This window comes from Microcoleus sp. FACHB-672 (assembly GCF_014695725.1).
In the GTDB taxonomy this organism is placed as follows: domain Bacteria; phylum Cyanobacteriota; class Cyanobacteriia; order Cyanobacteriales; family Oscillatoriaceae; genus FACHB-68.
Genome location: NZ_JACJOU010000033.1, coordinates 251,661 through 269,808, shown reverse-complemented (window position 1 = coordinate 269,808; position 18,148 = coordinate 251,661). Strand labels below are relative to the sequence as shown.

22 protein-coding genes and 1 pseudogene are annotated in these 18,148 nt (G+C 46.4%); 14 read left to right on the top strand and 9 right to left on the bottom strand.

Going from position 1 to position 18,148, the window contains the following annotated elements:
* Positions 1 to 330 precede the first annotated feature (330 nt).
* From H6F56_RS24275 to H6F56_RS24265, 3 genes are all read right to left on the bottom strand, one after another.
* On the bottom strand, positions 331 to 1,833 hold the full coding sequence (locus tag H6F56_RS24275; protein WP_190674146.1) for a hypothetical protein: 1,503 nt from the start codon (positions 1,831 to 1,833) through the stop codon (positions 331 to 333).
* 228 nt (positions 1,834 to 2,061) lie between these two features.
* Complete coding sequence (argB, locus tag H6F56_RS24270; RefSeq protein WP_190674143.1) at positions 2,062 to 2,955, bottom strand: acetylglutamate kinase; 894 nt, start codon at positions 2,953 to 2,955, stop codon at positions 2,062 to 2,064.
* Positions 2,956 to 3,045: 90 nt separating this feature from the next.
* Positions 3,046 to 3,606 carry a shikimate kinase gene (locus tag H6F56_RS24265; RefSeq protein WP_309236626.1) on the bottom strand — a complete coding sequence of 187 codons (561 nt, stop codon included), beginning with the start codon at positions 3,604 to 3,606 and terminating at the stop codon, positions 3,046 to 3,048.
* A 328-nt stretch (positions 3,607 to 3,934) separates the two neighbouring features.
* Between H6F56_RS24265 and H6F56_RS24260 the strand changes: the two genes are divergently transcribed.
* Entirely contained in the window at positions 3,935 to 4,462 is a 528-nt protein-coding gene (locus H6F56_RS24260; RefSeq protein WP_190674141.1) for a hypothetical protein, read from the top strand.
* A gap of 11 nt (positions 4,463 to 4,473) precedes the next feature.
* Here the strand turns inward: H6F56_RS24260 and H6F56_RS24255 are convergent, their stop codons facing one another.
* Both H6F56_RS24255 and H6F56_RS26995 read right to left on the bottom strand, forming a co-directional pair.
* A complete protein-coding gene (locus H6F56_RS24255) occupies positions 4,474 to 5,130 on the bottom strand; it encodes a HEAT repeat domain-containing protein (RefSeq protein WP_190674138.1) in 657 nt (218 codons plus the stop codon).
* A 247-nt stretch (positions 5,131 to 5,377) separates the two neighbouring features.
* A complete protein-coding gene (locus H6F56_RS26995; protein ID WP_255513773.1) occupies positions 5,378 to 5,500 on the bottom strand; it encodes a hypothetical protein in 123 nt (40 codons plus the stop codon).
* Positions 5,501 to 5,634: 134 nt separating this feature from the next.
* On the opposite strand from H6F56_RS26995, the gene H6F56_RS24250 reads away from it, so the two are divergent.
* Positions 5,635 to 6,252, top strand: a complete 618-nt coding sequence (locus H6F56_RS24250; protein WP_190674135.1) for a DNA-3-methyladenine glycosylase — start codon at positions 5,635 to 5,637, stop codon at positions 6,250 to 6,252.
* Here the strand turns inward: H6F56_RS24250 and H6F56_RS24245 are convergent.
* On the bottom strand, positions 6,249 to 6,818 hold the full coding sequence (locus H6F56_RS24245) for a sporulation/spore germination protein (RefSeq protein WP_190674131.1): 570 nt from the start codon (positions 6,816 to 6,818) through the stop codon (positions 6,249 to 6,251). The two genes, H6F56_RS24250 and H6F56_RS24245, sit on opposite strands and share 4 nt — an antisense overlap.
* A gap of 129 nt (positions 6,819 to 6,947) precedes the next feature.
* Between H6F56_RS24245 and H6F56_RS26600 the strand changes: the two genes are divergently transcribed.
* The 6 genes from H6F56_RS26600 to H6F56_RS24215 all read left to right on the top strand — a co-directional run bounded on the left by H6F56_RS26600 (position 6,948) and on the right by H6F56_RS24215 (position 11,352).
* A complete protein-coding gene (locus H6F56_RS26600) occupies positions 6,948 to 7,112 on the top strand; it encodes a hypothetical protein (protein WP_190674128.1) in 165 nt (54 codons plus the stop codon).
* 43 nt (positions 7,113 to 7,155) lie between these two features.
* On the top strand, positions 7,156 to 7,572 hold the full coding sequence (locus tag H6F56_RS24235; RefSeq protein WP_242032154.1) for a magnesium transporter: 417 nt from the start codon (positions 7,156 to 7,158) through the stop codon (positions 7,570 to 7,572).
* Positions 7,573 to 7,659: 87 nt separating this feature from the next.
* Complete coding sequence (locus H6F56_RS24230; protein ID WP_190674125.1) at positions 7,660 to 8,649, top strand: aspartate carbamoyltransferase catalytic subunit; 990 nt, start codon at positions 7,660 to 7,662, stop codon at positions 8,647 to 8,649.
* 105 nt (positions 8,650 to 8,754) lie between these two features.
* Positions 8,755 to 9,243: a molybdenum cofactor biosynthesis protein MoaE gene (locus H6F56_RS24225; RefSeq protein WP_190674122.1), complete on the top strand. Its 489-nt coding sequence runs from the start codon at positions 8,755 to 8,757 to the stop codon at positions 9,241 to 9,243.
* 354 nt (positions 9,244 to 9,597) lie between these two features.
* A complete protein-coding gene (locus H6F56_RS24220) occupies positions 9,598 to 10,005 on the top strand; it encodes a hypothetical protein (RefSeq protein WP_190674119.1) in 408 nt (135 codons plus the stop codon).
* Between the two features lie 141 nt (positions 10,006 to 10,146).
* Complete coding sequence (locus tag H6F56_RS24215) at positions 10,147 to 11,352, top strand: DNA sulfur modification protein DndB (protein ID WP_190674116.1); 1,206 nt, start codon at positions 10,147 to 10,149, stop codon at positions 11,350 to 11,352.
* A 179-nt stretch (positions 11,353 to 11,531) separates the two neighbouring features.
* Here H6F56_RS24215 and H6F56_RS24210 read toward each other — a convergent pair.
* Both H6F56_RS24210 and H6F56_RS24205 read right to left on the bottom strand, forming a co-directional pair.
* A pseudogene (locus H6F56_RS24210) lies at positions 11,532 to 11,693 on the bottom strand (nucleotidyltransferase family protein); the annotation flags it as partial.
* Positions 11,690 to 11,842, bottom strand: a complete 153-nt coding sequence (locus H6F56_RS24205) for a hypothetical protein (protein WP_190674109.1) — start codon at positions 11,840 to 11,842, stop codon at positions 11,690 to 11,692. The gene H6F56_RS24205 and the pseudogene H6F56_RS24210, both read right to left, overlap by 4 nt.
* 233 nt (positions 11,843 to 12,075) lie before the next feature.
* Between H6F56_RS24205 and H6F56_RS24200 the strand changes: the two genes are divergently transcribed.
* Together H6F56_RS24200 and H6F56_RS24195 are read left to right on the top strand one after the other, a co-directional pair.
* Positions 12,076 to 12,735: a sigma-70 family RNA polymerase sigma factor gene (locus H6F56_RS24200; RefSeq protein WP_190674106.1), complete on the top strand. Its 660-nt coding sequence runs from the start codon at positions 12,076 to 12,078 to the stop codon at positions 12,733 to 12,735.
* A 146-nt stretch (positions 12,736 to 12,881) separates the two neighbouring features.
* Positions 12,882 to 13,451 (top strand): anti-sigma factor family protein, encoded by a 570-nt coding sequence (locus tag H6F56_RS24195; protein WP_190674103.1) that lies wholly within the window; start codon positions 12,882 to 12,884, stop codon positions 13,449 to 13,451.
* 47 nt (positions 13,452 to 13,498) lie between these two features.
* Here H6F56_RS24195 and H6F56_RS24190 read toward each other — a convergent pair whose 3' ends face one another.
* Positions 13,499 to 13,936 carry a gamma-glutamylcyclotransferase family protein gene (locus tag H6F56_RS24190; RefSeq protein WP_190674099.1) on the bottom strand — a complete coding sequence of 146 codons (438 nt, stop codon included), beginning with the start codon at positions 13,934 to 13,936 and terminating at the stop codon, positions 13,499 to 13,501.
* A gap of 421 nt (positions 13,937 to 14,357) precedes the next feature.
* On the opposite strand from H6F56_RS24190, the gene H6F56_RS24185 reads away from it, so the two are divergent.
* The 4 genes from H6F56_RS24185 (at position 14,358) to H6F56_RS24170 (ending at position 18,148) form a co-directional block, all read left to right on the top strand.
* Entirely contained in the window at positions 14,358 to 14,882 is a 525-nt protein-coding gene (locus H6F56_RS24185; protein ID WP_190674085.1) for a COP23 domain-containing protein, read from the top strand.
* A 149-nt stretch (positions 14,883 to 15,031) separates the two neighbouring features.
* Positions 15,032 to 15,244 carry a hypothetical protein gene (locus H6F56_RS24180; RefSeq protein WP_190674082.1) on the top strand — a complete coding sequence of 71 codons (213 nt, stop codon included), beginning with the start codon at positions 15,032 to 15,034 and terminating at the stop codon, positions 15,242 to 15,244.
* 1 nt (position 15,245) lies between these two features.
* Entirely contained in the window at positions 15,246 to 16,217 is a 972-nt protein-coding gene (locus H6F56_RS24175) for a S1 family peptidase (protein WP_190674080.1), read from the top strand.
* Positions 16,218 to 16,348: 131 nt separating this feature from the next.
* A complete protein-coding gene (locus tag H6F56_RS24170; RefSeq protein WP_242032153.1) occupies positions 16,349 to 18,148 on the top strand; it encodes an iron uptake porin in 1,800 nt (599 codons plus the stop codon).

Below are 18,148 nucleotides of genomic sequence, written 5' to 3'. Positions count from 1 at the left end.
ATCTTCACTTTATCGAGAAATCTAAGAAATTTACTGTGAGCTAGATCACGGATTAAGATGTTCTTTGTCAGGTTATGTCTTGAGAAGTTCCTATTGGCTCTTCTCAGCAGCCAGATGTCGAGAGAATTTTCAGTCTTAATATGTAGCTTATTACGTTATAAATCTATCGCGCGATAGAAAAAAAGTTATGATTTCCACAGGGGAAGCATTAGGAGAGAATCCAGGCTCACCCGTGACAATTTAGCCCCAAATTTAACCCTCTGCTGGTTGCAGTTTAGATGCGGAAATCTGGCATCGGCACTCCTAACTTTTTCACTTTGCTCTTAATCGCTACTCCCTTACTTCAGGTACAATTTGCTGCTCATGTTTAGGGAAGTCGGATTTGCCGGTATTGCGGACATTCACAATTTTGTTCAGCAAACCAAACCAAAAGGAGGAACCCATAGAAATCGCCAAGCCGCTCACGATCCAACCTACAATTTGCTTGAGATAAAAAATCTTCCGGTCTTCTTTACTAAATTGCTGATCCCGATTCGCTTTACTCCAACCAATTGGTATAGAAACGTCTGAAAGTGTCTTTCTCATTTCTTTTTTGAGATCGGCTAAAATTACTGGTGTTTCCTTGGAATTTTGGCTCACCTTCTGCTCAGCATGTTTAGCAATTGTTTCCCGCAAAATAGAATTTTTTGATAAACTCTCAACGATATGAAATGTATCGGTATTAGCAGTCACAGCAACAACTAAACCAATTAAAATTGCCACGCCTTTAGCATTGCGTTTATAAACCCCAGACGCTCGATCCAGTGAGCGATCAAACCAAGTTTCAACTTGAATTTGCAGTTGACTAATATCATCCTCAATGCTGGCACTTCCACTTTTCACGCGGTTGGTGAGTTCAACCATACTCGCTTTGAGAGAATCAGGTAAGGTATCGATTAATTTTGAAATGTCTGTGTAGGTAGGACTGTCTTTATCTTTAACTGCTTTTTCAAATTCCGAATAAAGCTCAGGACTTCTGGTAATGACTTGCATCACTTCTTCCAATTTGGGTTTCAGCGTTCCCAGCAAGACTCTTCTTTCATTTTCACAAAAAATATCTTGCTTCAATAATTTAAGCCGGCTTACAAACATTTGGCTCGATGGATCATCTGCCGGCAATCCTATCTCGCAATTGCCAATCCAGGTATCCAGCTTATCAGACATTCGTTCAATGCTCATTTCCAAAGTGGTTGTTGCCGATCTGAGATCAGCGACAATTTCCTCAAGGCTTTGATCGAACTTATTCAGCTCTTTTTCAAAGATGGTTTTCTTGTCTTCAGAAATGTCTGCTTCCGTGACAACGGCGACGATTTTTTCCAGCAATCGATCTTGTTTAAATTTCTCAACTCTAGAAATACTTAATATATGAGCTAGGGGTTTAATTTTCAAAGCATCAATGAGCGTCCGGGCGAAGGATTCTGCAGGGATGTAAGAAGGGCCGCTGTCTTTCTTCCCAAAAACATTTTTATCTTTTGGCAGCATTTGGCGACCGAGCTTAATGACCCCGTCACTAATCCGGCGGAATGCTTTTGCCAGCCGTCCTTTTGCTTCTTGATTAAGGTTTCTCAGCAAAGGATAATCGTAAAGTGAATTGGCAAGAGTTCGAGCTTTTTGAGCATTGGCACTGTCATCATTGCCGCCTGCGATTAACACTTCTATAGATTTTTTTAAATGTTCCGCTCTCCACTGTAACAAGGTAGTGATCAGTTCTTGAACTTCGGAAGCGAGCAGGCTTAATATTAAGTAAATAAAAATTAAACCGACAGCAATATCTAAAATTAAAGGAATGCTCATTTGATTTAAAACTCCAGTCTGAACAGCTGCCCGCATAAGCTCGGCAGTTTGACGAGCCTTCGGTACTATAGGGCAGAATGGGGAGTGTTCTTAGATAGTTTAAAGAAAATTTAAACCGGCACAGCGCTAGTGCAACCATTGTTCTGGCTTCTCACCTGGAAAAAACAAAATAACGATAGCAGTGCCGGCGCGATTCTGCCAGCTAGGGACATCACCGGCACTGGCAACTTAAGCGGTAAACTCAGACCCCACAATCATCGAACCGATCCCAGTGTCAGTAAAGATTTCTAACAGCAAGGCGTGGGGAAGGCGACCATCGATAATATGAGCGGCCTTAACGCCTTGGGCAAGTGAACGCACACAACATTTTACCTTGGGAATCATCCCGCCGGCGACCACACCAGTATCGATCAAATCTCGTGCGTCTTGAATACTCAACTTGGGAATTAACGTTGATGGGTCTTTATAATCCTTCAAGATGCCGGCAGTATCGGTCAATAAAATCAACTTTTCTGCACCTAAAGCAGCCGCAAGTTCACCGGCAACCGTATCCGCGTTGATATTATAAGCTTGACCTTCTAAATCCGCCGCCACACTAGAGACAACGGGAATATAACCGCCGTTAACCAACGATTCTAAAAGATTGATTCTCACACTGGTGACTTCCCCAACAAAGCCAATGCCTTCTTGACCTTCGGGACGTGCATTGAACAAGTTACCATCTTTGCCGCACAGTCCCACTGCCTGTCCGCCAGCACGGTTAATCAGAGAAACCAGTTCTTTATTTACCCGACCAACTAAAACCATCTCCACGACATCCATCGTGGCGGAGTCTGTAACGCGCAAACCGTTCTTAAATTGTGGCTCAATGCCTAGTTTATCTAACCAGCTGTTAATTTCCGGGCCACCGCCGTGAACCACAACAGGTCGTATGCCAACACAGGACAGAAAAACGATATCGCGGATGACTTGGTCTTTGAGCGTGCCATCTTTCATCGCCGCGCCGCCATATTTGACAACAACCGTGCGACCGGCAAACTGCTGGATGTAAGGCAGTGCTTCACTCAGCACTCGCACCCGCGTGGCTTCAGCTTGCTGAAAGTATTCGTGTTCGGAAAGCATGGGGTAAGAATTATGCAAACAGGATTGAATTGCAGTTTATCGGCAGAGGGTGCGGCTCAACAATCTCTTGATGGTGCGATTTATTGCTGATTAATTTGACTCAGCCGCACTAGCAACGTCCGATTTAAGAGCTTTGCGAATTTCCTCAAGCACTCGCGGTGCAAGTTGTTGTGGCGTCTCACCGGCACCACTGATGACGTGCACATCCGCTTGTGCGTATAGGCGTTGCCGGCTCTCGTAAAGGCTGTGCAGCTTTGCCAAAGGGTCAGGATCTCTTAACAAAGGCCGGCTGGTATCCTGGCGCAAACGCTCATAAAGCTGTTCCACCGGCACGTCTAGCCATAGCACAATGCCGTAATGCAAGTAACTCCAGTTTTGCTGCCGCAGCACAATTCCGCCGCCGGTGGAGATCACTAACTTTTTATAAGCCGCCACTTCCCCCAAAACTTTGGTTTCCGTCTGCCGAAAAGCTTCTTCCCCCTCCGTCTCAAATATCTCTGCAATTGACTTACCGGCAACCTGCTCAACTAACTCATCCGTATCCACAAAGCGGTAGCCGAGCTGCTTGGCCAATATGCGCCCCACCGTTGTTTTGCCGGCACCCATCATCCCAACTAGATATAAATTCACCCCTTTTAATAAGTCGCTCACAGACTTTATTTCTCCGTTGATGCTTTCTTCTTTTAGCCAAATTTTTTATTCTGTTATTATAAATTATCTTTGCTTTTTTGGAATTATTAATCTAAATTTAGTTTAAAATTCTTCAGCTTAAACCATAAATCTTTTCTATAGGTAATTCAATCAAATTTTAATTGAATCCCCTATTTTGAGTTAAAATAAAGTAGCGTATCCAAAAAATATCCAGGTTATCTATAATAACCAGACACAGCTTATAATAAAAATCTTCCAGATTCCTTGGTAATAAAATTTAAACTTTAAGAAGACATTTAAGAGCAACCAACAAGTCACCTAATTTGCAATGAATTCCGAAACTTTAGAGCTAGTCCGAACCGAATATGAAGCCGGCAAAATTGCCTTTGAGAGCGGCCAGTATCGCCAATCCGTGCAGCATTTACAAAAAGCCAGTGCCCTTGTAGAACGCACTTCCAGCTTAGGGGGAGACGTGCAGATTTGGCTAGTGACAGCCTACGAAGCAGCCGGTCAACGTGCAGAAGCGATCGCCCTCTGCAACCAGCTAACTCACCACCCGCATTTAGACACCCGCAAACAAGGACGCCGGTTGCTTTACATCTTGGAAGCGCCTAGACTAAACACCCGTCCGGAATGGCTGGTTCAAATCCCCGACTTAACTGCCTTGGATGAAAGTGAGGCAACCGCTCGCCAAACCAGCATTCCCCCAGCTAAAAGCTCTAAATCTCAACGCCCAAAAGCCGAAGTAGAGCCGGTCGATCTAAGCCAAGTCAATACAAAAGACAATCGATTTATCTGGCTGGCGCTGATTGCCACAGTTCTAACGCTGGGTAGCTTGCTGTTAATGAGCCGGTAAGCTGCAAACTGCTAAAGTAAACCTTCTAGCACTGCTGCCACAACCCGATGATCCTCATCCACTCTCAACCGGCTTAGGGCATCCCTGGCATCTGCATCGTTAAATCTTCTCAAAACCCTAGCCACTCGAAGGCGAATGCGCCACTCATCTGAGCTAACTAACCTCAGCAGTTGTTGCAGTCCTGCCGCTTGTTCCGGCTTACCGGCAAGTGATCCAAATCCATCAACCGCCCCCTCCTGCACCGTCAAGTCTGAGTCTGCCAGCGCTTCGATACACACTTCTAACAAAATATCGGGGTAGGGCATTTCGATAAAAGCCGCCAAAATACTACGGCGGATCAGCCAGTGCCGGTTTGCGCGAAAGACTTGCAGCAGATGCGGAACGGCGGCTTCCCCATACAGAGATAGAGAGTTCGCGGCTTCAGCTCGCACATTGTAATCGTTATCATGTTTTACCAGATCGATTAAAGCCTCAAAGGCTTCTGGTGTTTGTTTGCGCCCTAATCCCATCGCCACAAACGAACGCACCAAAAATTCTGGATCTCGCAATTTCGTTTTCAGCAGGGGAACCGCAACCTCCGATTCATAGCTTCTCAATGCGGTGAGGGCTCTCATTCGGGCTTGAGAATCAGAACTCTTGAGGTCGGCTTTAATTTGATAAATATCCATGCTGCTTTTGTCAAAAATTATGAGTGTCCCTTTACTTTAGTTTACAAAACCGGCAGGGGTGATCGGCTTTTAGGAAGAGGATGCCAAAGTCGCGAGTGATCTCGTGGCTACAAGATGATTGCCCTTACCAGAATAGATTAAGGATGGGCAACGCGACATGAGATTAGATGCCGGCTCTATCCCAGGCATGAAAAAACACCCCAAATGAGGTGTTTCGTTAGCTCTAAGAGATAAATCAGCTTATGCTTCAATGGGCAGAGCCATTCCCGTGGTAGTTATCTGTATCATAGAATCCGTTTTTCGTGCCAAAAAACAGCGTTGCCACGATAAACACACCCGTCAATACCAGCAGAATTAACTTGACATCCATGTTTTGTCCCAAATTCGTCTGTTTCAATTGCCCAGAGAAATTCTAGGTACTTGTTTAAAAATTCGCTCAAACTCTGTCTAGAGCAAAAGTCTGGCAATTTAGACAAGACCCGAACCCTTCAGGTACAAATTACTATGAATGTAACGCAGTCCGAGCTGATCGTAGAACCTTCGTGGTTGGCGCGTCCATCTACAGAAGTAGCACCAGACTTACTGGGTTGCACCCTGGTACGGCAGTTGGCCGACGGGCAAACAATTCGAGGGATGATTGTAGAAACCGAAGCCTATGGGCCGGGAGATCCGGCCTGTCATGCCTACAGGCGACGCACCGCGCGCAATCAGGTGATGTTTGGGCCGGCAGGGATGAGCTATGTCTATTTAATTTACGGAATTTATCACTGCTTCAACATTGTCACCGATCTCGACGGCGTGCCTAGTGCTGTGCTGGTTCGTGCTTTGCTGCTGGAAACAATGCCGCCTTGGATTGATTCGCGCCAAATTACAAAACCCGATCGCCTTGCCGCCGGCCCTGGTAAACTTTGCCTGGCGCTGCAAATTGACCTGAGTTTAACCGCTTTAGAGCTACGTGCCGGCCAACCCCTATGGTTAGAGCATCGTAGCCCTAAATTTCAGCAAGATTTGGCCTCCGGGGCAATCAGCTTTGTGCAAACAACCCGCATCGGTATCACTGCCGGCGCTGAATTGCCTTGGCGGTGGTATCTCGCAAAGTGTGCGGCTGTTTCCAGACTTTAAAGCAGAATTTCTTTGCCTTGTTCAGTGAAACGAACGGTTTTGATTTTCCAGTCTGGGTTACTGGTTAAGGTTTTATTCAAACTGCTGAATAAGGCAAATTGTTCGCAACTTGATAGAGAAACAAGCTTGCGTTTAGAATCAGGCGCAATGCGAAAATCGACGGTTGCCTCACCCGTTGCCGGTTCAACATTAACACGATAACCGGCTAAATCAAAGTCGCCAGTATCATATTTTTCCAGCACCTTCCCAACCGCAGTTTCCAGTTGTTTATCTGCCGGCACCGCAACTTTTTTAGGAAGTACCTTCTCACATTGACTATCTGCTTCATAAACCGTCACATTCACAGTATTTTGAGACGACGCCTTTAAAGGCTGGCTGCCGATTAAAGTTTCACCCTTAGATTCTTCTGAGGAGGGCTTTGCTGTGGGACTAGCTGTATTTGAGGGAGTGGGATTCGGCAAGGAATTGTTACTGCCAAGGTTGCCTGGAGGAGGGGTGCAGCTACCCAAGCCGACTAAAAGCAGGCTGGAGATCAGGGCAGTCAGATATTTGTGGCTAGTGTTCATTGGTGCCTCAGTTAAAAATGATCAGTTCGTCGATTTGTCTATTTAGGTGCTACAGCGGATTGTCCTTTAACCCCTTAAGAGTTAGCCTAAATTTTAGCGGTTTCTTTGTGACGAAACTGATGTTGAATTTTGCGTATTTTATGGATCAAAGTCCATCTGCTGACAGTATTAAACTCCCCCGTGCTGGGAGACATGGCCACCCAGCGCGGGGGAGATAGCGAAGGTTTTATGGTCACTCAAGAAGCGCCTATTTCTATTTCCAATAGTAGTGACTTAAATCAGTTGAAATTCTAGTTGAATCAACTGCCGGCTGTGGATGTGGGAGATTATATTGTAGATGGGAATTATCACCATTGACGATGTGGTGGACAGTCTTGAAGAAGAAGCCACTGAGGATATCCAAAAACTAGCGGATGTCAGCGGTGGGGACGAAGCCGCGCTTTCTGCCCCGAAGGAAGTTTTAGCCGGCCTGGGAACGGCTTTCACGTTAGGAACGACTCTGATCCTGCTTTCCCTGATTTGGACGTCCCCTCAGTCGCGCTGGGTGGGATTTGTTGCCGGCTTAGTGATGGCAATTAATGTCTTTGTTGCGGTTACTTTAGGAACCATTCTGCCAATGGGACTCAAGCGCTTAAAGCTAGATCCCGCGCTGATCAGCGGCCCTTTGCTAACTACATTACTAGATGCGGTTGGGTTTATGATTTTTCTGTCGCTGATTTGGGTATCTCTAAACATCCTCCATTTACAGCCCTGACACAAACCAGTAAAAAGAGAAAGGAAACCGCAAGAATTCTCGCTTGTCCCTTTTCCATTTTCTCTTTTCCTTCATCCCTCCTTTTGCATGGCTACAACGACTTGGACGCGCCGGCACATTCTTTCTCTGGCTGACTTTGTTTCAGAGGAATACAATACTGTCTTGCAAACGGCTGCAAGTTTTCAGGAAGTCCTCTCTCGACGCTTGAAGAAAGTGCCCTCTTTGCAGGGTCAATTGGTGGCGAATTTGTTTTTTGAACCTTCCACCCGAACTCGCAGCAGCTTTGAACTGGCAGCAAAGCGGCTATCGGCTGATACGCTGAATTTTGCCCCCGGTACGTCTTCCCTAACCAAAGGGGAGACAATTTTGGATACGGCGAAGACTTATCTGGCGATGGGATGTGACATGATGGTGATTCGTCACAAGCAAGCCGGTGTGCCCCAAGCGATTGCCGATGAGATGGATCGCCTAGACTCCCGCGTTGGGATTCTGAATGCCGGTGATGGCCAGCATGAACATCCTTCACAAGGATTGCTCGATCTGTTCACGATTTGTTCTTTATTAGACCCAGACCGGCCTCATTTAGAACTGCTTGAAGGCAAAAAAATTGCAATTGTCGGCGATATTCTGCACTCGCGGGTGGCACGGTCGAATATTTGGAGTTTAACGGCAACCGGCGCAGAGGTGCATCTTGCCGGCCCTCCTACCCTCGTGCCCCAGCTATTTGCAGATTTCGGCACCGGCAGAGCGGGTAGACTCTTTCTGCATTGGACAATCGAGCCGGCTTTACAAGATGCCGATTTTGTGATGACATTGCGCCTGCAAAAAGAGCGGATGGATCAAAATTTGTTGCCAAGTTTGCGGGAGTATCATCAACGGTTTGGCATTACGCGTGAGCGCTTGAAACTGTGCAAACCGAATGTCAAAGTTTTACATCCAGGGCCGGTTAATCGGGGGGTTGAAATCTCCTCTGATTTAATGGATGACCCTGAATTTAGCTTGATTTCCCAACAAGTAACGAGTGGCGTTGCGGTTCGCATGGCGTTGCTCTACCTCATGGGTGGCGGGAAAGCTTAATGCCGGCAATATCAACGAACTGCAAGGGGAAAGCGCTATCAATTCCAGTCATTTAGGCATTAATCAAGCAAAATAGATCCACTAGCCCTTAACTAGCTCAATGCGATGAATCTTGGAACCACACTTCCCCTAAACACACCCATTCAACCCCACGCCGGGGATAGCTTTGCCATAACGTTTGCGCCTCTGTCCCTTGAAGAAGTCTACGCCCTAGCAGACGATCCGGGTAATGGGGCGGTGGTGGTGATGAGTGGCACGGTTCGCAACAAAACCGATGGCAAGCCGGTGGTTGCCTTGGAATATCAGGCGTATGAACCGATGGCATTGCGGGTGTTCCAGCAAATCGCTGCCGAGATCCGCAAAACGTGGCCAGATGTGAATCGGGTCGCCATCCACCACCGCACAGGCCGGTTGCAAATTGGGGAAATCAGCGTACTGGTGGCAGTTGGCTCTCCTCATCGTTCAGAAGCATTTGAAGCGTGCCGGTATGCAATCGACACATTGAAACATCAGGCACCCATATGGAAAAAAGAGCATTGGGAAGATGGTTCGAGCAGTTGGGTGAGTATTGGTGCGTGTGAACAAAACTGCTGATCGTTTGGCTAAAGGCTGCGGGGGTAGAGCCGGCATTAGACGCAATTGTGATTATTCTCCCTCACGCTGCCCAATCCTTACACAGTAGAGCAGATTGCATTACAGGCTCTACCAGTCACGTAAGATGTTTCTAGCGTAAAACACTTCTCTAAATTATATTTATAGATGTTTTTTTAAAAAAACATCTCATTTTAAGAAAGCTGTGCCATAATGAGACAAGGAGAGGTTAAGTCAAGCCGATAATCTCTCTGCCTCAATAAGTGACCTATTTTTTGAGCCTACCGCTCTCGGTAAACCTTGAAAATCAAAGGATTTAACATCACTCATTCTTATTATTTTGAAAAGAGGAAACCTATGCACCCTTCTTATAATCCAAAACAGCAAGCTCCAGGTTTAGCAGCTTACTCCGAGGTGCTTGATGCTGCCCTTTCTGCCCTTGATCAGCTAATACAGAAGCCCTCGCAGGAGGACGTGCGCTATCGAGGTTTAGCAGCTTACTTCGCGGTGCTTGATGCTGCCCGTTTTGCCCTTGATCAGCTAATACAGAAGCCCTCGCAGGAGGAAGTGCGCTATCTAGCTAGGTATTTTTCCGAGGACGTGCGCTATCGAGGTTTAGCAGCTTACTTGGAGGTGCTTGATGCTGCCCGTTTTGCCCTTGATCAGCTAATACGGAAGTCCTCGCAGGAGGAAGTGCGCTATCCAGCTAGATATTTTCGCAAGGTTTTTGAAGATCGAATGTCCAAGGGAAAGAATCAAAAGTAACAATCTGTAAGATAAGCTGATGGAAGTCGTCTGAAAATTTTATCTTTTGGATGCTTACAGTCGGCTGGTTGAATTGGCCAATCTGATTTATTTCCAGCCGACTTCTTTTCGTGGTTTGAAGTTATTAAGTTAGGAGCTACTATGCCGTATACTTTCTCAGTGATCAAAGGAGAACAGAACCACATAAATTTCTACCTAACAACTATTGAGTATGGTGAGATCGATTCTTTGGTTAAATTACCAGAAGATTTAGTTCTTGATCAACTACTTGCTTCTGATACAGAAATGCAGCGAAAGTTAAGCTGGACAAGAGTTAGAAAGGAACTAGTCCCCTACTTATTATATGGAGCTAATGCTTTTTATTCAGCATTGACACTTTTCATTATCCCGCGCAATTTTACGGAAATAGTTGAAGGGAAAGGATACGATTTTATACCTTCAAAAGACGACCCACAAGTTGGTTCTCTAAAAATATATAGTAGCTGCTTTTTATTCGCGGCAGATGGACAACACCGTGCAGCCTCGATTAAAGAAGCTCTTAGAGAAAACCCAGATCTAGCTAGTCAGAAAGTACCAGTAGTTCTCATGCTTTTCAAATCAAAGGTACTGGTAAGGCAGCTATTCAGTGATTTGAATCTGAATGCTAAGCCTGTGAGCAAGACGATAGGACTCTCCTTTGAAACACGAGATACAATGACAATTATTACTAAGAAAATTGAACAAATTGTACCGATATTTAAGGAGCGCGTTAATCACGACAATAATTCCTTGCCTGCATCTGCTGACAAAATTATTACTTTAAGTGTTCTCTTCAATTGCAATGATAGATTAAGAGAAGCATTAGGAAAAAGTCTAGATCCACTGAAAAATAATGAAAATGAAATTGAATCTACTACTCAAGCTATTGCCGATATTTGGAATGTCATATTTGACGCCACCCCAGTGTGGACGAAATTTCAAAATGGAATAATAGAAAAAGAAAAGCAAGAGCAAAATAGCAAGAAAAAGCAATCAGTCCCAGGATTCATTCGAGACAACTATTTGTGTGCTCTATCCTTGGGTTGGCAAGCAATTGCAGGCGCTGCATCAGTGATTGTGAAAAATAATCCAGAAACATGGCAGCCAATTCTTAGGCAAGCAATGCAATGCACAAACTGGCACAGATCTAATCCTGATTGGCAGCAGATTTGCCTAACAGGCGATAAAATAAATAACACAGAATTAACTATTAAGGCAACTACAGGCTATATTTTTGAGCAAGCTGGCATTAGCAGTGAAGGAACAGAGCCATTCTTGCAAACGTTAGAGGAGATGCGTCGTCTTCGTAGTATTTCTAAGGATGATTAAAATATAAAGATCGAGCCAGAGTAAGCGATAGCATTTGTATCAGTGAGGTGCAGCAAACCTAACCAGTAAAGCAGCGTGCCAGCCTCCTATACTTGGAATCCAGCAGCACCTCCTCTCAAGAGCAACCATGACTCAGCTAATAGTCCTGCTGGAAACTAGGGCGTGATTTTTCCTACATAGTCAACCAAAAAATCAATATCGCTCTCTTGGGTTGCTTCTCCCCGTGCCACAGAACCAAACACCCGCACGTTATAGGCTCCATGCTTTTCAGCAATCGCGAGAATTTGTGAACGCCGATCTTGCAACAAATCTTTAATCCCTAACCCTGTTTTGCTAATCATGCCGCTACATCCCCTTGGGCTATCTTCCGTCCTTCCCAACTTGACTCTGCACTTCTGCTGAGCATAATCCTCCCCAACCAGGAATCGCCACAGCCTGAAGTCGGCACCGGCATCGCCGAAACAAGCCGCCAATCCAAAGCACGGTTCATTTGTGAGAAGGAAAAAATAACTTTGGGCAGATGATTCGAGCAGTTGGCTTAGTATTAGAGCCGGTGAGGCAGAAAACACCGGCAGCTGCTAAAATCAGTCGATACACTGGGCTGGGGATAACCTACGCAAACGCGCTTCCCGCTCGTGTTTAAATGTATTTGTAACTTTCGCAGGAACTTCTTAAATATGGCACCGTCACTAAAGCTGGAATGTTACAGAGCCAATACTGCTCATGAGTCACTCTATTCCTTTATCTTGGTCAACGGGTGAGCCAACGGTTCTTCAAGTGCCAGTTCCACCTGAGAAACTTTCTAACTACGACTTAGTGCTGCGGTGTCAGGATGGACTACACCCTGACAGAGCTGCGTTTGCTGAACTGCTGCGCCGTCATCAGTCTCATGTCGAAAGAGTTCTATACCACTTGGCTCCAGATTGGCAAGATCGGGCAGATTTGGCTCAAGAAGTCTGGATTCGGGTATATCGTAATGTTAAGCGCTTAAACGATCCGGTTAAGTTCCGGGGATGGTTAAGTCGTATTGCGACAAACTTGTTTTATGACGAATTACGCAAGCGCAAACGGGTGCGCGATCCACTCTCTCTAGATGCCCCCCGGCTGCTAGAGGACGGCGAGATGGATTGGGAAATTGCAGCCGACAGCCCCGGACCTGAAGAAAATCTCACAACTAGAGAATTTTACGATCAGCTGCGAGAAGCAATTGCTGACTTGCCAGAAGTTTTTCGTACTACAATAGTTCTCAGAGAGATTGAAGGAATGGCTTACGAGGAAATCGCCGAAATTACTGGCGTATCCTTGGGAACCGTAAAGTCACGAATCGCTAGAGCGCGTCAGCGTCTGCAATTACAATTACAAAACTATCTGGATGGTAAGTAGGAAGGTTAGGTCTTAAGCGCCTAGTTTAATCGTTCCTTTGATAGATGGCCCCAGATAGCAAATGGCTTCACTATGATCGGTAGTAAATTAACTTGTGTTCGTTCCTCCGGGTTTTTGCCCCAATTTGAGTTGGTGGTGGTGTTAAAATGACCCCTAACTTTGAGTTCAATGATGATTCTAGAAAGCAACCCCAAGGGGAGTTGCTAGATGGGAAACTTGCTAATCACGCTGAGTTGATGGGTGCCGTGAATACGCTAAAACGTGACCGTTTTGAATTATTGAGTGCTTACCTCGATGGCGAGGTGACAGCCGCAGAACGCCGGCAAGTTGAAGAATGGCTGGCCAATGATCCGAGGGTACAGCAGTTGTACAGCCGGCTGTTAAGTCTGCGCCAAGGATTGCATAAAATGCCGGTGCCGGCAGCACAGCAAAGTGTTGAAGAAACGGTAGAGCAAGTTTTTGCCCGTCTTGATCGCCGGCCAAAGCGAGCCATCTTGTGGGGTGGTGCGGCACTGGCGGCTATGTTCATCGCTGCCGTGTCGGGGATGCTCCCGTCTCAGCAGTCTTTTGCACCCCAAATGGCGCAATCCCCTCAAACCCTTGAGTCTGACGACAGCTTGATGATTGCTCTTAACAACCCGGTTGTAGAAATTCCCAAAGCGCCGGTGGCCACTCCAGAAAAATCGGTCATCACTCGCGCATTAATAGTCGAATAAAAAGACTTAATATACTTTAGATGTGAGATTGCGGATTTGCGATGAGCTTAAAAATCCGTGTTCTCACATTTATTTTCGGGGAATTCACCGGCAACCCAGCAGCCAGATGCCACCGGCACGCCTGCTCTGCGCTCAACCTGTTCGGGTGTCATTAAGTAAACCCAAGCAAGGTCTAACTTTTGACCGGATAAGTCAAAGACCTCAATTTGCACTCGGTTATATTCATTTTGTACCGGCAGCCGGTGAGGATCGTAATCTTCTAGCCGATCCAGGTCATGCAAAACAGTTGGATCGCTAAATGAAAGCAACACACCGCTGATAAGAGCGTCCCCCGCAGTCATCGCCGGGTATCCTACCGGCAGGGCGAATAGCCGGCCAAACACAGTTGCAGGTTGAGCGGCTACAACCTTGCCGGCACAGTAGCGTTGATAGTTACATTGCCCAGGTTTGAGCGTTCCGTAAACAAATACCTTCAACAGACTCAAGAAACTCTCCTAAAGTGAACTTAGAACACATCTGGGACGCGAGAGCATAAGTCAGCTTAGCTTGACAAGAAACTACAGCTAGGTGAAACTTGACGCCTGTATCTTCCGTCTTGCAAAATATCTGGGTCGCTCAGCAACTGAGATCAGCCCTACAGCTCATACAAAATTAACAAAAGTCGGGCTTTTTATCAAAAAAGCTTAAAGCTTTTAACTGTAAGCAGTTTTACGGTCTGATTCAGTTAAACTTGGCTTACGCGGGTTGTGCCTGCGCTCTGCAAAGTTCAACCCCTAAATTGCCGATGCGTTTTCAGAATGCTTAAACAGAGCTTCTATCGTGGCTCCCCAGTTGAGCTGTGAAACTTAGGATAATTTTTAGGTTGTTAAGTGCCATCAAGTTTTTTTATTACGGAGATTTAGCATCATGAGTATCAAATCAGTTTTTCGTTTAGCATTCGCCGGCTTAGTTGCCGCTCAAGTTCCCATGCTAAGCGTTCAACCGGCTTCTGCCCAGTCAACCAATTTACAAGCGTTTGAATGCCGGCAAGATGACTATTATGTGACAGTAGCTGTTAGAAAAAATGGCACCGTCTCAGATCCCATGATCGTTTGGACAACCGAAGAGTTTAGCGAGGCAGGGTTCCCGCCAGCAAAGCGCTGCGCCGAGGTGACGAGCCGGCTAAACAGCGCCATCGCTCAAAATAGCGGCACTCTGAACGGCTTGTATCTGACGGCAGGAAGAGTCAATGGTTTGCCCGTTATCTGCTCGGTCAACAACACAAGAGCCGGTTGCAATGGCAATAACGTACTGTTTACCCTCAAGCGAGAAAACAATCCTAATACCGTCTTAGAAAAATTATTCAGTGCGAGTGGCACCGGCACCCCAATTCAGCAGTCTGGCGGTCAAAATTATGTAGATTTGAGCAAGTTGGTTAACCAACTTTTTTAAGTCGCCAAACCATTCATTGTTGCGAAGATAAGGGCTAGGGTTCATGGGTCATTTGTTCTCAGTCACGAAAACAAAGAAAATAACCGATTGCTAACAATAAGTTAATTGCTTTTATTGCGTGACTTTGACTGGCCCTTTCAGCGCGTCTAGTGAGAGAAAGTCGCTTGGCCATCAAGCGGATGCCGGGGAGTTTATGGCCAAGTTTAGCGAAGATGCCGGCAGAGAGCCTTCAACAGGAAGCACAGCAAATTGCGGACGTTTTTGAGCGGCAAGCTTTGAAGAGATGCCGGCTGCGATATCTCCAACTCCAAGCTTTCATTGATATAGAAAATTCGTCATTTTCAGTACAACATAATTATTAAAATGATTTTCTTTGGCCGGTTATCCTCCTGTCTGGTTGGGGCATCTGCCGCAGTGGCAATCACGATTCCACTGATGGCCGCTCAAGTATTGACAAAAGAACAGGTCGATGACGTTGCTTCCCAAACCACGGTCGTGATCGCCCAAGGTCTGCAAAAGGGAGATATTGAAGCCAGACAGGAATGGAACCCAGGCTCAGGGGTGATCGTAGCCCGCAGCAATCAGACTTATTACGTTTTAACGGCGCTTCATGTTGTGCGGACGCGAGATGTGGTTTACGGGGTGCGAACCAGTGACGGGGAAGTTCACTTTGTTGATGATGTCAAAAGTCACGAGAATATTCTTCCCTTCGGCACCGAGGACGAACAGTTAGGCGAAACCATCAAAGGTTTCGATCTGGCAATTATTAAATTTGAGAGCGATCTCAAGTATCCCGTTGCCGTCGTTGGAAAATCCAACCAGTTAGCGGAAGGAGAGCCGGTGTTCATCTCCGGTTGGCCAAATCCTGAAGATGAGAGCGCTCGCCGGGTGCGGGAGTTCTCCGCCGGCAACTTAAGTGAAATTGTCGCTCCACCCTCGCCGGATGGTGGCTATAGCTTGCTTTATAATAACCAAACACGCCGAGGCATGAGCGGCGGCCCTGTGTTTAACGCACAAGGTGAGTTAATCGGCATTCACGGACGGGGAAGAGCACAGGACAACATCTACTGTATCGATCCAAGTTTAAGCGCCAACAATAGCTGTGGGATGCAGACGATACATTTTGTCAAGCAAGCGGAAGTGGCGGGACTCCAGCTCGCCTTGAAGCAGCCGCCGGTCGATCCTCAATTGCTACAAACTGGGAGGGGGAATCGGGAAAAAGCGGATGTGATTGAAAATATTTACGAAGCATTCACGTTTGATGTGCGATCGCTGCTGAGAGATGAACCTTCTGGGGGATGTGGCAGTCTATTGCTAGGTGACGCCTGCGACTAAATTTAGAGAATTACCAGAACTTCGGTGATAGAAAATCTCCTAGATTTGTCAGTGAATCAGGTAGTGTGCCTTAGAGGAGCGAAACATTAACCTGTGTTTCTGGTATCTAGGTGTGAGGAGCGATCATCAGCATGAAGTACATCTTTCCCGGTTTGGCAGTATTACTGTTCGCAGCACCGGCAGCAGCAACCTCCCAGTTGTCTGCAACGACAAGTTCATCTGAAGGGCTAAAAACTGTGGAGGGCGATCGGCCTGTGGAGGGCAGTTTTGATGGAGTAATGCCGGCACAGTCTTTACAGCCGAACATTCTCTCAGATAACCCGAACTCCGGGTTATTGCCACCAACCCATAAGGGTAAGCTGACTAGGCTGCTGAATCGTGATCCAGATAGCCAAGCAAGTGCTGAACCGTCCCTAGATAACCGGCTGAGTCAGATTGAAACTGAGCAGTCTGATATCGTTTCGCCTGACAGCGCGATGGATCAGGTAACTTCCGTATCGCAATTGCAGGATGTGCAGCCGAGTGACTGGGCGTTTGGGGCACTACAAAACTTAATCGAGCGCTACGGTTGTATTGCCGGCTATCCAGATGGGACGTTTCGGGGCAATCGAGCCATCACGCGATATGAATTTGCTGCCGGTTTAAACGCCTGCTTAGAGCGTATCAATGAATTGATTGCAGCCGAATCTAGGGAAGACTACGTTACCCAGGAAGATTTAGCAGTTTTACAAAAACTGCAAGCAGAATTCGCTGCTGAATTAGCCGGCTTGCGGGGTCGAGTTGATGTGCTGGAAAATCGAACTGCTCAATTAGAAGTGCAACAATTTTCTCCCACAGCAGTTTTTGGCGGCGAAGTGATTTTTGCCCTATCGGGCGCTGCCGGCGGCGATCCTCCAGGCAAAGGAGACGGCGACACGGTGCTCACTCATCTAACGCGCTTAGGCATCGTCACATCTTTCACCGGCAAAGATCGGCTGCGGCTGGAATTAGCAACGGGGAATTTTGATGATCGGGGATTTGCTAACCCTGAGATTTTTAATAGCGATATGACGTTGCTATCTTACCAAGCTGATTTAGATAATCAAATTAAATTAGATAAACTGGAATATCGGTTTGCTGCGCTCAATGATCGGGTTGTTTTCACGATCAGGCCGGTGGGATTTAGTTTAAGCAGTGTTTTAACGGCTAACTCGCCTTATTTTGATGCCGGCAGGGGCGCGATTTCACGCTTTACTGAAGCCAGTCCGGTGTTTAAAATTGGCAATTTAGATGCCGGTGTTGGGTTTGACTGGTTAGTGGCTGATCCTGTGCGGTTGCAAGTTGCCTATGGTACGGGAGATAGCAATCGTTCTGATCCGGGTGGGGGCGTATTTGGAGCGGATCGCAGTGCTTTGGGTGTGCAGTTGTTACTCAAGCCGGCTGCCAATGTTCTCACCGGCTTGGCTTATGTGAATGCTTACAATAGCGATGGCCGGTTAGATACCTTCACCGGCAGCTTTATTGCCGACACCAATGGCTTTATGGATGAGCCGGCTCAGATTCATGCAGTCAGCGGCACTCTACAATGGCGTGTGAATCCTAGAATTACTTTCGGGACTTGGGGGGGATTAATTTTCACAAACTCCAATCAATCATCTGCGTCTGCAACGACTTCCACATATCTATTTTCTGTTGGCTTATCCGATCCGTTTGGTAGAGAAGGAGATTTACTAGCATTTTTATTCGGTCAGCCACCTAAATTAGTGAATGGCAACGGTCTGATTTTAGGGAAAGATGAGGATACTTCGCTGCATTTTGAAGCTTTTTATCGTTTCCGAATTACTGATAATGTCTCTATCAGTCCCGGGTTCTTTCTGATCACGAATCCAGAGCATGATTCAGATAACAGTGATATTTTTATCGGAACGATTCGCACAACTTTTCGGTTTTAG

Excerpts from the sequence above, each read along its gene's own strand:
- H6F56_RS24275 (WP_190674146.1), bottom strand. The coding sequence starts at position 1,833 with ATGAGCATTCCTTTAATTTTAGATATTGCTGTCGGTTTAATTTTTATT.
- argB (WP_190674143.1), bottom strand. The coding sequence starts at position 2,955 with ATGCTTTCCGAACACGAATACTTTCAGCAAGCTGAAGCCACGCGGGTG.
- H6F56_RS24260 (WP_190674141.1), top strand. The coding sequence starts at position 3,935 with ATGAATTCCGAAACTTTAGAGCTAGTCCGAACCGAATATGAAGCCGGC.
- H6F56_RS24255 (WP_190674138.1), bottom strand. The coding sequence starts at position 5,130 with ATGGATATTTATCAAATTAAAGCCGACCTCAAGAGTTCTGATTCTCAA.
- H6F56_RS26995 (WP_255513773.1), bottom strand. The coding sequence starts at position 5,500 with ATGGATGTCAAGTTAATTCTGCTGGTATTGACGGGTGTGTTTATCGTG.
- H6F56_RS24250 (WP_190674135.1), top strand. The coding sequence starts at position 5,635 with ATGAATGTAACGCAGTCCGAGCTGATCGTAGAACCTTCGTGGTTGGCG.
- H6F56_RS24245 (WP_190674131.1), bottom strand. The coding sequence starts at position 6,818 with ATGAACACTAGCCACAAATATCTGACTGCCCTGATCTCCAGCCTGCTT.
- H6F56_RS24235 (WP_242032154.1), top strand. The coding sequence starts at position 7,156 with ATGGGAATTATCACCATTGACGATGTGGTGGACAGTCTTGAAGAAGAA.
- H6F56_RS24230 (WP_190674125.1), top strand. The coding sequence starts at position 7,660 with ATGGCTACAACGACTTGGACGCGCCGGCACATTCTTTCTCTGGCTGAC.
- H6F56_RS24225 (WP_190674122.1), top strand. The coding sequence starts at position 8,755 with ATGAATCTTGGAACCACACTTCCCCTAAACACACCCATTCAACCCCAC.
- H6F56_RS24220 (WP_190674119.1), top strand. The coding sequence starts at position 9,598 with ATGCACCCTTCTTATAATCCAAAACAGCAAGCTCCAGGTTTAGCAGCT.
- H6F56_RS24215 (WP_190674116.1), top strand. The coding sequence starts at position 10,147 with ATGCCGTATACTTTCTCAGTGATCAAAGGAGAACAGAACCACATAAAT.
- H6F56_RS24205 (WP_190674109.1), bottom strand. The coding sequence starts at position 11,842 with ATGAACCGTGCTTTGGATTGGCGGCTTGTTTCGGCGATGCCGGTGCCG.
- H6F56_RS24200 (WP_190674106.1), top strand. The coding sequence starts at position 12,076 with ATGAGTCACTCTATTCCTTTATCTTGGTCAACGGGTGAGCCAACGGTT.
- H6F56_RS24195 (WP_190674103.1), top strand. The coding sequence starts at position 12,882 with ATGACCCCTAACTTTGAGTTCAATGATGATTCTAGAAAGCAACCCCAA.
- H6F56_RS24185 (WP_190674085.1), top strand. The coding sequence starts at position 14,358 with ATGAGTATCAAATCAGTTTTTCGTTTAGCATTCGCCGGCTTAGTTGCC.
- H6F56_RS24175 (WP_190674080.1), top strand. The coding sequence starts at position 15,246 with ATGATTTTCTTTGGCCGGTTATCCTCCTGTCTGGTTGGGGCATCTGCC.
- H6F56_RS24170 (WP_242032153.1), top strand. The coding sequence starts at position 16,349 with ATGAAGTACATCTTTCCCGGTTTGGCAGTATTACTGTTCGCAGCACCG.